Here is a 13,301-nt window from a genome sequence, read left to right as displayed (position 1 = left end):
AGGGACCTCTTAGGGATTACCGTCAGGGACATGACACTGCCTGTCCCTTACGTCGAAGTCAGTGGCACACCGGGCGAATGCGGCATCGCCTACGGGCAGGCCGCACGCGATCGGATCGCCGCCAACCTGGATCTCTACGCCCGGCGGTTCCGGGCCGTGGGGCTCGGGCCCGACGTGACGCGCGCGGCGGGCGAGACGTTCCGCGGCGAGACCGTGAAGCTCTACCCGCGGATCGCCGAGATGCTCGATGGCACCGCCGAGGGCGCTGGGGTCGCGGTGGGTGACCTTTATGCGGTCAATGCCCGAACCGAATTGATCTACGGTACGCCGCCCGACGGCGCCGCCGGTGGCTGCACGGTGCTCGGCGCGCTCGGCACGCACACCGCGACCGGTCACACGCTGATGGCGCAAAACTGGGACTGGCACCCTGACCAGCGGCAGGCGATGGTGCTGCTGAGCACGACCGACGAGCACGGCCACCGGGTCGTCGCGCTCACCGAGGCCGGCATGCTCGCCAAGGCCGGGCTCAACTCCGCCGGAATCGGCATCTGCGTCAACATGTTGACCACTGACCGCGACGGCGCCGACCCGAACCGTCCCGGGGTGCCCTACCACGTGGTGCTGCGCGCGGCGCTCGAAGCCGACACCCTCGGGCGCGCGCTCAAGGCGGTCGTGCCGAGCCCCCGCAACGCCTCGATGAACCTGCTGCTCGGCCAGGCCGGCCCCGCCGGTGGCGAGTTGATCGACCTGGAGTTGGTGCCCGGTGCGGCCGGCTGGCTGCACCCGGCCGACGGGGTGATCGCGCACGCCAACCACCTGGAGACCGTGTTGCCCGTGCGTGACCTGGTCAACGACTTCGGCGGGTCGACGCTCTTCCGGGCCGCCCGGGCCCGGCGGCTGCTGACCGCTGCGGCCGAGCCGGGCAAGCTGACCGACGACGACCTGGCGGAGATCCTCCGCGACCACCAGAGCTACCCGAACGCGATCTGCCGGCACGTCGACGAGCGCGATGTCTATCTCGAGCGCTCGGAGACCGTCTACACGGTGCTGATGGATCTCGACGAGCGCCGGTTCGGTGTCGCCGAGGGGCCGCCGTGCGGCCATGAGTTCGACTGGGTCGAGCTCACAGCCGGTTGAACGAGATCATCTCCCGGGGTATGCCCTCGCCGCAGTCGATCCGCGCCAGGAGCGGGCCGACCTTGGCCACGATGTAGCTGCCCTCCTCGAGGACCAGCCCGGCGTCGCTGTGCAGTGCGAAGCGCCGCCCGTCGTCGGTTTCCACCGCGTAGCAGGGGCCGGACCCGCCCTTCACCACCCGCCCGCCGACGACGTCGCGAGGGAGGTTGTCGGTCGGCCCGGACGGACCGTTTAGCCCTGGTGGATACGTCGGCGGCGGGATCGGCGACAGCGTGGCACCACCGTCGCGAGGCGCGACCGACGACGGTGGAGATGTCGGAGTGCCGGACGGCTCCGGGGCTGAAGACGATGATGCGGCCGACGATGTGCCTGGCATGGCGCTGCCTCCCACCGACCCGCAGGCGCTGAGCGCGGTGGCGGCCAGAACGAGCGTGGCGACCATGGCGGCGGGTCTTCTCATCTGCACCTTCCTTGGACGCTACGGCCTGTTCGACGGTTCCGCGAACGGGAGCGCCCCCCGCTCCACCGGACGGCGGGGCGGGGGGCGCGACGCGCTTTGGTGCGTACCCGAAAAGATCAGTTGACCTTGATCTTGACGGAAGTGCCGTTCTCCTGGACCACCTTGATCTTCACACCGAGCGCAGGCAGCTTGACGCCGTGGCTCGGCACCGCCTCGTCGAAGTAGTTCTTGGTGTCGTCGAACAGCGGGTTGCCGTCGGGCCCACGCACATACATGGCCTGGTCGTTCACGTGGACCGTGAACGAGTCGGCCTTGCGCAGGCTGAACGGCGCGTCGTAGATCTGGACCCGGGTGCGCCACGGCAGGCCGTCGAGGCGGTAGAGGGTCTTCGGGCGGGCATCGACGTAGAGGTTGAGGCCGGCACCGGGGTGCTCGCTGACGTTGTTGTCGCCCTGCGAGGTGTCCCAGTAGGAGACCAACAGACCCGTCTGGTACGGGAAGTGGTCGACCTTGTCCTCGGTCGGCCGGTTGAAGTAGTAGGGGCCGTACTGCAGGTATTTGTCATAGCTGACGTAGGTACGCCACCCGGCGATGTAGTAGTGCGGGTGGTGGGTCGTGAACGACGACGTCACGTTCTGGAAACCGTTGACCGTCCAGCCCATGTTGCCGTCGGCGTCGCCGTCGGCGAACACCGTGGTGGCACCGTTGGTGATGGCGATCTTGTCGACGAACAGGCCGTTGGGCAGCGGGGTGTCCGGGTTGCCGCGCTGGGCACCGTCGGTCCAGTAACGGAACCGCAGGCCGATCGTCTTGCCGGCGAACGCCGACAGGTCGAACGTCGCGTCGGTGTAGGTCTCCTGCACACCGTCGATACCCAGGCCGCCGTCGGCCTCCGTGGCGTTGGTGATGTTGCCCTTGATCGGGACGAAGCCGCTGCCCGAGTCGACCTCGACGTAGGCGAAGTCGCACGGGTCAGGACCGCAGTCCTCGATGTCCCAACGGGCCTTGAAGGTCAGCGTCGACGTGCCGGCTGGCAGGGTCACCTGACGGGACAGCGTGTTGTTGAGATCGTCGCCGTCGCCGCTCCACCACTGGTGTGTGCCGTCCGCGACCGCACCGACATCGTGGACCACGTCCTTGAGGCCGAGCGGAACGACCAGCGCCTGCGGCTTGGCGGAGTTGTATTCCTCCGGCCCGAGGGTCCAGCTGTCCTTGACGCCGACGGGGGTGACGACGTAGTCGAGCCAACCGAGCTGCAGCTTGTTCCAGGCGCCCATGTCACCGGCGCGGTCGCCGATGAACTGCTCGCCCTTGGCGCCGAGACGGCTTTGCGCCATCAGGGTCCAGTATTCGTTGGGGTTGTCGCCGGCGCCGGTCGTGTCATAGTCGTCCGGCAGGCCCAGGTCGTGGGTGTATTCGTGGTAGAAGACGCTGCGACCACCGTTTTCCGGCTGGATCGTGTAGTCGTAGATCCACACGCCACTGTTGCCGATCTGGGTGCCGCCGTGGAGGTTGTCGGCCGGGCCCGTCGTGTTGCTCGGGAAGACCGACCAGCGGTGGCTCCAGATCGCGTCTTCACCCTGGTGCGGGTCACCGTCGGCCTCGTCACCGCCGGCGTGGACGATCTGGAAGTGGTCCATGTAGCCGTCGGGCTCGTTGAAGTTGCCGTCGCCGTCGTAGTCGTTACGGTCCCACTGGTCGAAGCTCTTCAGCTCGGCGTTGACCTCGGCGACCGGCCGACCCTTGGCGATCTGGTCGTTGTACCAGGTGTTGGCGGCGTCGCGGATCAGGGCCCAGGTGTTGCTGCAGACGTTGCCGCCGCAGACAGCGGGGTCGTCGCCGGCCTCACCGTCGTTGGGGTCGCCTGAACGGCCGTAGCGAGCCTCGTTGTAGGGCACCTTGACCCAGTCGGTCACCGTGCCGTCGACCGTGTAACGACCCGAGGACTGCGTCTCCATGTATTGCTTCAGCGACTCGTCGTTCTTGCCGGTGCCGAAGTAGAGCTTCTGGAAGTGCGCCTGGTTGAAGTCGCTCTGCCAGATAGTGGAGTTGTCCGTGGCCCGGTTGGGTGCCGGGATCGCGTTGTGCAGCGGACCGTCGAATGTGGTCGGTCCGGCCGTGGTCGGGTCGGTGTCCTTGTCGGGGAAGGACGGGTGCCGCTGGTTGCCGAACTCCGTCAGGATCACGAAGATCTTGTCGGACTTCTCCCGCTGGAGCTCGACGTACTGGTCGACCTTCTTCTTGCCGGTCCGCTTCTGGTCGGCCTTGCTCAGGTTCTTCGAGCCGATCTTGACGACCTTGCTGCCGTTGATCATCTGCGGCGTCTTCTTGCCCGCGATGACGTCTTGGATCGCGACGTCGCGCAGCTCGCGACGCTTCGACTCGAGCGGGTCAGTTAGATCGTCATCCGCCGGCTGGGGTTCGGACGACGAGGGGGCCACCGCCGTCGCCGCGGCTTTTGGCGCCTGGCCAAACGCCGCGCCGCTCAGCGCGAAGCTGGTTGTCGCGGCCAGCGACAGACCTAGCAGCCCCACTGCGACTTTGCGCACGTGGATACCTCCGGTGTGAGGGTGCCGTCCCCGGGGGGTAGCGGGAACGGAAGAACAGGCACCTAATAAGGGGCCAATGAGGAAACTAAGCACTACTGGGGCGTGAGGGAAGTCGGACGCGTCGATTTATTGCAAAAATCTTGGTGAGTGTGCCGTCGAGCGTCACATCGACGCCTGCTACCTGCATACGAAAGCGGGCGAACCCCCTGAGGGGGTTCGCCCGCCATCAACACGGACTAATACCTACTCGTCAGTGGACTTGCCCGACTGCATGCCGTCGGAGATCAGATCCATGACGGTCGAGTCCTGGAGCGTGGTGACGTCGCCGAGCGAGCGGTGCTCGGCCACGTCGCGGAGCAGTCGACGCATGATCTTGCCCGATCGGGTCTTCGGCAGTTCCGCCACCAACATGATCTGGCGCGGCTTGGCGATCGGGCCGAGGGTCTTGGCCACGTGGTCGCGCAGTTCCTTGATCAAGACTTCGCCGGCTTCGCCCTCGCTGTCGACCGAGCCGCGCGGGATGGTGAACGCGACGATCGCCTGGCCGGTCGTCGGGTCGGTGGCACCGACCACCGCCGCCTCGGCCACCGACGGGTGCGACACCAGCGCCGACTCCACTTCGGTCGTCGAGATGTTGTGGCCCGACACCAGCATCACGTCGTCGACCCGGCCGAGCAGCCACAGGTCGCCGTCGTCGTCCTTCTTGGCGCCGTCGCCGGCGAAGTACATGCCCGGGAACCGGCTCCAGTAGGTGTCGATGAAGCGCTGGTCATCGCCCCAGATGGTGCGCAGCATCGACGGCCACGGCTCGCGCAGCACCAGGTAGCCACCGCCACCGTTGGGCACGCTCTGGCCCTGGTCGTCGACCACGTCGGCGGAGATTCCCGGCAGCGGCCGCATCGCACTGCCCGGCTTTGTTCCGGTAACTCCCGGCAGCGGCGAGATCATGATCGCGCCGGTCTCGGTCTGCCACCAGGTGTCGACGATCGGGCTGCCGTCGTGGCCGATGTTCTTGCGGTACCACATCCAGGCCTCGGGGTTGATCGGCTCGCCGACCGACCCGAGCACCCGCAGCGACGACAGGTCGGCCGCGGCCGGGAACTCGTCGCCCCACTTCATCATCGTGCGGATCAACGTCGGCGCCGTGTAGAGGAGCGTGACGCCGTATTTGTCGACGATGTCCCAGAACCGTCCCTTGTGGGGGGTGTCCGGCGTGCCCTCGTACATCACCTGGGTGGCGCCGTTGGAGAGCGGCCCGTAGACGATGTAGGAGTGGCCGGTCACCCAGCCGATGTCAGCGGTGCACCAGTAGACATCGGTCTCCGGCTTCAGATCGAAAACCGCGTGATGGGTGTACGACGTCTGCGTGAGATACCCGCCGGTGGTGTGCAGGATGCCCTTCGGCTTGGCCGTCGTGCCGCTGGTGTAGAGGATGAACAGCGGGTGCTCGGCGTCGAACGGCTGCGCCTCGTGCTCGGTGCTGGCCGTCTCGACGGTCTCGTGCCACCAGTGGTCCTTCTCGCCCCAGGCCACCTCCTCGCCGGTGCGGCGCACCACCAGCACGTGCTCGATGGTCGGGCTCTTGGCGACCGCCTCGTCGACGGTGGGCTTGAGCGCTGAGGGCTTGCCGCGCCGGTAGCCGCCGTCGGCGGTGATCACGACCTTGGCGCTGGCGTCCTGGATCCGGCCCGACAGCGCGTCGACGGAGAAGCCGCCGAACACCACGCTGTGCGTCGCGCCGATCCGCGCGCAGGCCAGCATCGCCACCGCGGCCTCGGGGATCATCGGCAGGTAGATCGCGACCCGGTCGCCGGCCACCACGCCAAGATCGGTCAGCGCGTTCGCTGCCTGGCAAGTCAGTTTGTGCAGATCGGAGTAGGTCAGCGTGCGGGTGTCGCCGGGCTCGCCCTCCCAGTGGATGGCGACCTTGTCACCTTTGCCGGCCTCGACGTGGCGGTCGAGGCAGTTGTAGGCCACGTTGAGCTCGCCGCCGACGAACCACTTCGCGAACGGCGGGTTGGACCAGTCGAGCACCTGGTCCCACTGCTTGGCCCAGTCGAGCCGGCCAGCCTGCTTCGCCCAGAACGCGAGCCGGTCGTCGGCGGCCTCGTCGTAGGCGTCCGCCTTGACGTTGGCTGCCTCGGCGAGCGCGGTTGGTGGTTCGAAACGGCGGTTCTCCTGTAGCAAGTTCGCCAAGGTCTCGCTCATCGTCACGCTCCTTGCACCGGGGGGTCGGGGTCCTCGGACGAATCCTGCCACCAGCGCGCGGTTTCGTGCAGGTCGCGGGCCCTCGGCTAGCGTTGCGACCGTGACCGCACCCGTTGACCCGCTCTCGCCGTTGCTGGCGCTCGCCGATGTGCAAGACGCCGTGGTGGAGGCCCGGGACGCCGCCGACGCCGCGATGCGGCATCGGGCGCTGCGCCGGCAGGGCGGTGCGGTCGCCGCCGAGGTCAGCCTGCGGTCCGCGGTCGCTTCGGCGGCTTTGGCGGGGTACGCGCACGAGCGCGAACAGGTGCGCGCCGGCGTCGTGACGGACCCGGTCGTGCAGGGCTGCCTGCGGGTCGCCGCGGCGCTGCCGTCGCTGGTCGAGACCTGGCCGAAGGCGCCCCGCCAGGTGCTGGCGCGGCTGCACGTGCTGGCCGCCCGCGGGTCGGTCGCCCCGGAACTGCTGGGGCATCCGGTCGACGGGTTTGCCTCGCCCCGGCTCGACGCGCTCTCCGCGCTGGTGACCGGGGGCACATCGGCGCCGCCACTGGTGCTGGCGGCCGTCGTACACGGTGAGCTGTTGGCTCTTGCGCCTTTTGCCGGTGCCCCCGGTGTGGTCGCGCGCGCGGCTGCCCGGTTGACGCTGATGTCGTCGGGATTCGACCCGCGCGGGCTGATCGCGCCCGAGGTGGGGCATCTGGCGCGGGAGCCGGAGTATGTCGGCGCGGCGGGTGCGTTCGCGACCGGGACGCCGGACGGGGTGCGGTCCTGGTTGCGGCACTGCGCGGCCGCTGTGTCGCTGGCCGCCGCGGACCTGACCGAGGTGGCCGAACAGACGTGGACGGCGCCCCAGTCCTGAGGCGCCGTCACTCACGTCCGGCCGGGTTATCAAGCGTGCACCGTAGTCGTCGTCAACGGTCGTTGGCCCGCGGTGCGGGCGGCTCGATCCGCCGCGACGCGCCTGCCGCGGCTGGTCGCGCGTGGGTGCCCGGTGGCCGTGCACGGAGCCCGATGGTCTGGGGTCCGCATCCCTTTTCTACGCCTCTGACCGCTTGATCGGAAGGCTTTGACCTGGGTGTGTCGCCCTTGTCCTGCGTCCGTTGCGCGTTGGCTGGTCGGTCAGGCGTTCGCTGGGCCGGGGAGGGCGGTGCGGGTGCGGCGGTGGCGGCCGTACCAGGCGATGCCGATCGCGACGCCCACGCCGACGCCGATGGCGGCGGCGGCGACCGGGACGGCCGGGCGCTCGCGCAGCCGGCGGCCGATCGGGATGGGGTGCCGGAACTCGAGGACCGGCCAGCCGTTGTCGGTGGCCAGCCGGCGCAACGCGCGGGGCGGGTTGACGGCGCTCGGGTGACCGACGCATTCGAGCAGCGGGATGTCGGAGGTCGAGTCGGAGTAGGCGTAGCAGTCGGCCAGGTCGTAGCCGCGCTCCTTGGCCAGCGCGGTGACCGCGTCGACCTTGGCACTGCCGGCGGCGTAGAACTCGACCTCGCCGTTGTAGCGACCGTCGGTGACGCCCATCCGGGTCGCGATCACGTCGGTGATGCCGAGCAGGGCGCCGATCGGCTTGACGATCTCTTCGCCGGAGGCGGAGACCAGGACCACGTCGCGGCCGGCCGCCTGGTGCTCGTCGATCAGGGCCGCGGCCTCGGCGTAGATGTAGGGGTTGATCAGCTCGTGCAGCGTCTCGGTGACGATCTGACCGACCTGGTCAACGGGCCAGCCCTTGCAGAGGGTAGCCAGGTAGTCACGGATGCGCGCCATCGACTGGTCGTCTGTGCCGCCCAGGCGGAACATCAGCTGCGCGTACGCCGACTTGACGACGTCACGACGCGTGATGAGGCCATCACGGTAGAACGGCCGACCGAAAGCCAAGGCACTGGACTTGGCGATGACGGTCTTGTCCAGATCGAAAAACGCGGCGCTGCGGCCCACGATCGAAAGTCTAATGTGCGGCGCGAAATGTGTTGGCCCTCCCGGGGTAGGACGCCTAGCGCATAGCCTGGTACAACTTGGTACCGGGCCTACAACACGGCGATGGATGTCACGGATCTCCATCGGCGTGTCGTGCGAGTTGGGGCAAACGCCACTCGACGCGCACCGCGCATATCAGGCATGCTAGTTGAGACACGATTTCCAGTCGTGTTTCCGACCCTCGGCGGTTGCACCCCCCGTAACCGCTGAGTGGGTTCGGCTCGACCCCCCCGGAGCCGAACCTCAGGCGACCCCCGTCTCCCCCCGACGGGGGTCGTCGTTTTTGCGTCCGTCCTCTGTGGGTGGTTTCCGGTTTTCCACAGGTTTTCGGTTATCCACAGACGCTGAGCTTGTCCCGCTTCGGTCTCCCGTGGCGGCGGATGGTGTGTCAGTCCCTTCCGCCCGCTCCTGGAGGCCCCGCGATGCCTGCTCCCGTTCGACCCGGTTTCCGGCTGCCGCTGCTCGTCACGGCCGACGCCGACCTGCTCGACGAGTTGCTGCGGATCGCGGCGGCCGCCGGCACCGAGGTCGACGTCGCGCCCGACCCGACCGCCGCACGACCACGCTGGTCCCGGGCGCCGCTCGTGATCGTCGGTCAGGACCAGGCGGCGGCCTGCCTGCGCGCCCGCCTGCCCAGACGGCAACGTGTGGTCATCGTCGGTCGCGGCCCGGCTCCTGGTTGGGATCTCGCCGAGCCCCTGGGCGCCGAATACGTGCTGCAACTGCCCGAGGCCGAAGAGTGGCTCCTACGCCGCTTAGGTCCGTCTGTTGATGCCGGCGGCCGGGTCGTGGCGGTGCTCGGCGGGCGCGGCGGTGCCGGCGCGAGCGTGCTGGCCGGCGCACTGGCGGTGACCGCGGCCCGCGACGGCAAGCGCACCCTGCTCATCGACGCCGACCCGTTCGGCGGCGGCCTAGACCTGATCCTGGGCTGGGAGACCGTCGAAGGTCTGCGCTGGCCCGGCCTCACCGCTGCGGAAGGTCGGTTCGACCCGCTCGCACTCGTCCGCGCCCTGCCTCAACGCGGCGACCTGGTGATGCTCTCGTTCGACCGTGGCGACCCGCTGCCCCTACCGGCCGAGGCGCTGGCGGCGGCCCTCGATGCCGGCCGGCGCGCCCGCGACCTGATCGTGGTCGACCTGCCCCGCCGTCTCGACGACGCGGCCGTTGCCGCGTTGCAGGCCGCCGACCACACGCTGCTGGTGGTGCCGGCCGAGCTGCGAGCGACGGCGGCGGCCACCCAGGTGGCCAAGGCGGTCACGATGCACTGCGCGGCGGCGTCGGTGGTCGTCCGCGGCCCCGCGCCGGGCAACCTGTCGGCGACCGAGGTGGCCCGTTCGGTGGGCTTCCCGCTGGCGGGCCTGCTGCCGTCCGAGCCAGGCCTGGTCCGCGGTCTGGAACACGGCGAGGCGCCGGCGTCGGGTGGCCGCGGCCCGTTGGCAGACCTGTGCCGCCGGGTCATCACCGACCTCTTCGGCAATGGCGGGGTGGCGGCGGCATGACCACGACGTTGCCCGCCAACCCACCACCGTTCGGCGGCGAAGCCGACCTGGCCGGCACAGTGCGTCGGCGCTTCGCCACCGGCCACCGCGAGGTGAGCCCGGCCGCGGTGGTCGAGGCGGTCCGCTCGACCGGCGGCGCGGTGCTCGGCGATCGCGACGTGCTGCGGCTGGCGGCCCGCGTGCACGACGACCTGGTCGGTGCCGGCCCGCTGGGCCCGCTGCTGGCCGACCCTGCGGTGACCGACGTGCTGGTCAACGGAACCGAGGTCTGGGTCGACCGGGGCGACGGGCTGCGCCGCGAGCGGATCACCATCGCCTCGCCCGAGGCCACCCGCCGCTTGGCGCAGCGCCTGGTCGCGGCGACGGGCCGGCGGCTAGACGACGGTTCGCCCTACGCCGACGCGATCCTGCCCGACGGCACCCGCTTGCACGCGGTGCTGCCACCGGTGGCGACCGGCGGCCCCTACCTGTCGCTGCGCACCTTCCGTCGCCGTCCGTTCACGCTGGTCGACCTGGTCTCGTGCAACACGGTGCCGCCCCCGGTCGCCGACCTGCTGGCGGCGGTCGTCGCTGCTCGCCTGGCCTACCTCGTGGTCGGTGGCACCGGATCCGGCAAGACCACCCTGCTCAACACGCTGATCGAGCTGGTGCCGCGCGACGAGCGGATCGTCCTGGTGGAAGACGCGGCCGAGCTGCGACCGGCCCATCCACACGTGGTCGGCCTGCAGTGCAAGACGTCCAACGTGGAGGGAGCGGGCGCGGTCGAGATGACCGACCTGGTCCGGCAGGCCTTGCGAATGCGTCCCGACCGGCTGGTGGTCGGCGAGTGCCGGGGTGCGGAGATCGTCGACCTGCTGCGCGCTCTCAACACCGGTCATGAAGGTGGCGCCGGCACGTTGCACGCCAACGCCATCGCCGATGTGCCCGCGCGACTCGAGGCGTTGGGCTTGTTGGGCGGCTTGCCCCGGGCGGCATTGCACGCGCAGGCCGCGGCGGCTTTGCAGGTGGTGCTCCAGATGCGGCGGACCGCGACGGGCCGGGTGTTGTCGACGGTCGGTTTGGTGGCCGCCGAAGGCCCAGACCGCATGGTCACCGTGCGGCCGGTCTGGGACCGCTCTTCCGGCGTCTCTGCCGCGGGGGCCGACCTGGCCCGGTTGCTGGCCGCCCGCGGCGCCCGCGTGCCGGAGCTGTTGTGGAGCCCGTCGCGATGACGACGCTTCTTCTGCTCGTTGGGGGTGTGGGCGCTATCGCGGTGGTGCTCCTGCCGCTCCGACGGTCGCGAGCGTTGCGGCGTCGGCAGCGGGCGGTCCTATCGTCCGCTGACCGCCTCTCGGTGGCGTCCGGCGATCATCTCTCGCGGGCGCTCGTTGCCCGATTCTCATTCGCGCGGCCGTCGCTTGCGATGGTCATGGCGGCTCCTCGTTGGCGCCTGATGTCGTTGTCTTTCCTGCTCGGTGCGGCGGCCGGGTACCTGCTTGGTGGTCCGGTGGCGGCCGTCGCCTTGGGCCTGTATGCGACGGTGGCCACCCTCTTCCTGCGTCGTCGCCACGCTGCGAAAGCCCACCGGGAGGCGCGGTCCGCGTTGCTCGATCGCCTTACCGGCCTGGCCGCGGATCTACGCGCCGGCATCCCGATGCCGTCGGCGTTAGCACTCCTTGATCCGGCAACCACCGGTGCCGGTCCCGGTGCCGGTGCCGGGCTGGTCGCGCTGGCCCGGGCGGCGGCGACGTTGGCGGAGCGCACGGGTGCGCCGTTGGCCGAGCTGATCGACCGGATCGAGGCCGACGCCCGCGCCGGCGATCGGGCCCGAGCGGCCGCGGCCGCACAGGCCGCCGGTGCGCAGGCGACTGGGCTCATGCTGGCCGCATTGCCGGTCGCCGGGCTGGGGTTGGGCTTCGCGATCGGCACCGACCCGCTGGCCATCCTGCTGCACACACCGTTGGGTGCGGCCTGCGCGCTCGCCGCGGTCGCGTTGCAGACCGTCGGCCTGATCTGGTCCCAACACCTTCAGCCGAGGCAGGCATGACCACCTCCGGCTTCGCGCCTGCCAGCTTCGAGACGAGGGACGACCGGATGGCGTGGACCCTTCGAAGGGTCGCCGCCCGGCGGCGGTTGGCGCGCATCACCGCGCCGCCAAAGGCACGTCGGCGTCCCGACCTCGCGAAGCTCGGTGGGTTCGCGATCGGAGCCGCCACCGCCGCGGTCGTCGACGGGTGGTGGGGTCTAGCCCTTGCCGCACCGGCGGCGCTCGTCGGTCATCGTGCGATCAGGCGGCTCGAATCGGCCGAGGCCAAGGAGCGGCGGCTGCGCGAAGAGGCCGACGCACCGATCTGCGCCGACCTGATCGCCGCGGCCTTGCGCGCCGGTGCGCCGGTTGATGTCGCTGTCCTCGGTGTCGCCGAAGCCCTTGGCGGGCCCTTGCGAGAGCGGCTGACGACCGTCGCCCGGTCGCTGCGGCTCGGTGCCGAGCCCGATGAGGCGTGGAGCCATGTCGCCGGGATGCCGGGCGGCACGCGGATCGCCGCTGCGGCGGTCCGGTCCTCGGCCAGCGGTTCGGCCCTGGCCGGTGCGCTCACCCGCCTCGCCGACGACCTGCGCGCCGACCGGGCCGCCGCGATGGAGGCCGCCGCCCGCCGCGCGGGCGTCCTGATCGTGTTGCCACTAGGGCTCTGCTTCCTGCCCGCCTTCGTCCTCGCCGGTCTCATACCGGTGATCGTCGCCCTCCTCGGCGACGTCCTCTGACCCACTGAAGGGAGTCACATCGTGCGCAAGCTTCTTGTCCGTCTGCGCGACGACGCTGGCATGACCACCGCGGAGTACGCGGTCGGCACCGTCGCGGCCGTGGCCTTCGCCGCGGCGTTGCTGAAGGTTGTCAGCTCGGAGAAAGTGACCGCCGCGCTTTCCGCCGTCATCAGCCGAGCGCTCGGCTGATGGCAATGGCCCGTCACATGCGACACCACCGACTGGCGCGCCGACTCCCGAGCGGCGAACCTCCGACGCCGCCGGGAGTCCTACGGGGCCGGCGCGACCCGGTGTGGTCGCGGTTGACGGGCCGTGGCCGCGACCGCGGTTCGGCAACGGCAGAGATGGCAGCCGCCTTACCGGCGTTGGCGCTGCTGCTCTTTGTCGGTATAGCCGCGGTCGCGGCCACCCAAACCAAACTCCAGTGCGCCGACGCGGCCCGCGACGCCGCGTTGGCCGCCGCCCGCGGCCAACAAGGAACCCTGACCGCCAACCGCACAGCGCCCAACGGCGCCACCATCACGATCCAGGTCAACGGCGACACGGTCACCGCGACAGTCCGCGCCCCGGCACGCGTGGTTGGCGGCCACCTGCCGGCGATCGAGGTATCCGCCACCGCGGTAGCGGCTCGCGAGCCGGAAGGGATGGACCCGCCATGGTGACGGCGACGCACGCCTGCGGCGACCGCGGTGGCGGCCCGCGAGCCGGAGGCGATGGACCCGCTATGGCGACGGC

General features: G+C 70.1%; 12 protein-coding genes. 8 read left to right on the top strand and 4 right to left on the bottom strand.

All coding sequences use genetic code 11. The annotated features are described in order from the left end of the window. Positions 1 to 30: 30 nt before the first annotated feature. A complete protein-coding gene (locus tag DFJ67_RS08435; RefSeq protein ID WP_116067364.1) occupies positions 31 to 1,137 on the top strand; it encodes a C45 family autoproteolytic acyltransferase/hydrolase in 1,107 nt (368 codons plus the stop codon). On the opposite strand, the gene DFJ67_RS42570 is transcribed toward DFJ67_RS08435, so the two are convergent. The 3 genes from DFJ67_RS42570 to acs form a co-directional block, all read right to left on the bottom strand. Further along, positions 1,124 to 1,282, bottom strand: coding sequence for a hypothetical protein (locus tag DFJ67_RS42570; protein ID WP_170215765.1), 159 nt, complete (start codon positions 1,280 to 1,282; stop codon positions 1,124 to 1,126). The two genes, DFJ67_RS08435 and DFJ67_RS42570, sit on opposite strands and share 14 nt — an antisense overlap. Positions 1,283 to 1,713: 431 nt before the next feature. Further along, on the bottom strand, positions 1,714 to 4,131 hold the full coding sequence (locus DFJ67_RS08425; RefSeq protein WP_116067362.1) for an immune inhibitor A domain-containing protein: 2,418 nt from the start codon (positions 4,129 to 4,131) through the stop codon (positions 1,714 to 1,716). Positions 4,132 to 4,389: 258 nt separating this feature from the next. Beyond that, on the bottom strand, positions 4,390 to 6,354 hold the full coding sequence (gene acs / locus DFJ67_RS08420) for an acetate--CoA ligase (RefSeq protein WP_116067361.1): 1,965 nt from the start codon (positions 6,352 to 6,354) through the stop codon (positions 4,390 to 4,392). A 100-nt stretch (positions 6,355 to 6,454) separates the two neighbouring features. On the opposite strand from acs, the gene DFJ67_RS08415 reads away from it, so the two are divergent. Then, entirely contained in the window at positions 6,455 to 7,210 is a 756-nt protein-coding gene (locus tag DFJ67_RS08415) for a Fic family protein (RefSeq protein WP_116067360.1), read from the top strand. 260 nt (positions 7,211 to 7,470) lie between these two features. On the opposite strand, the gene DFJ67_RS08410 is transcribed toward DFJ67_RS08415, so the two are convergent. Continuing rightward, positions 7,471 to 8,286: an HAD family hydrolase gene (locus DFJ67_RS08410; protein WP_116067359.1), complete on the bottom strand. Its 816-nt coding sequence runs from the start codon at positions 8,284 to 8,286 to the stop codon at positions 7,471 to 7,473. Positions 8,287 to 8,747: 461 nt separating this feature from the next. Here DFJ67_RS08410 and ssd point away from each other — a divergent pair, with 461 nt between their 5' ends. From ssd to DFJ67_RS08380, 6 genes are all read left to right on the top strand, one after another. Then, the gene (gene ssd / locus DFJ67_RS08405) at positions 8,748 to 9,824 is read left to right on the top strand and encodes a septum site-determining protein Ssd (RefSeq protein WP_116067358.1); all 1,077 of its coding nucleotides are present in this window, start codon (positions 8,748 to 8,750) and stop codon (positions 9,822 to 9,824) included. Continuing rightward, positions 9,821 to 11,035 carry a TadA family conjugal transfer-associated ATPase gene (locus DFJ67_RS08400; RefSeq protein ID WP_116067357.1) on the top strand — a complete coding sequence of 405 codons (1,215 nt, stop codon included), beginning with the start codon at positions 9,821 to 9,823 and terminating at the stop codon, positions 11,033 to 11,035. The genes ssd and DFJ67_RS08400 overlap by 4 nt, the downstream gene beginning before the upstream one ends. A 221-nt stretch (positions 11,036 to 11,256) precedes the next feature. Continuing rightward, positions 11,257 to 11,850 (top strand): hypothetical protein, encoded by a 594-nt coding sequence (locus tag DFJ67_RS08395; RefSeq protein WP_239097618.1) that lies wholly within the window; start codon positions 11,257 to 11,259, stop codon positions 11,848 to 11,850. After that, entirely contained in the window at positions 11,847 to 12,566 is a 720-nt protein-coding gene (locus tag DFJ67_RS08390; RefSeq protein WP_116067356.1) for a type II secretion system F family protein, read from the top strand. Before DFJ67_RS08395 ends, DFJ67_RS08390 begins: the two co-directional genes overlap by 4 nt. 21 nt (positions 12,567 to 12,587) lie before the next feature. Next, complete coding sequence (locus DFJ67_RS08385) at positions 12,588 to 12,755, top strand: DUF4244 domain-containing protein (RefSeq protein ID WP_116067355.1); 168 nt, start codon at positions 12,588 to 12,590, stop codon at positions 12,753 to 12,755. A gap of 155 nt (positions 12,756 to 12,910) precedes the next feature. Then, positions 12,911 to 13,228, top strand: a complete 318-nt coding sequence (locus tag DFJ67_RS08380; protein ID WP_239097619.1) for a TadE family type IV pilus minor pilin — start codon at positions 12,911 to 12,913, stop codon at positions 13,226 to 13,228. Positions 13,229 to 13,301 lie beyond the last annotated feature (73 nt).

The sequence above is a fragment of the Asanoa ferruginea genome, from assembly GCF_003387075.1.
Lineage (GTDB): Bacteria > Actinomycetota > Actinomycetes > Mycobacteriales > Micromonosporaceae > Asanoa > Asanoa ferruginea.
Note: the sequence above shows the minus strand (reverse complement) of the source record. Positions and strands in the feature narration are given on the sequence as shown.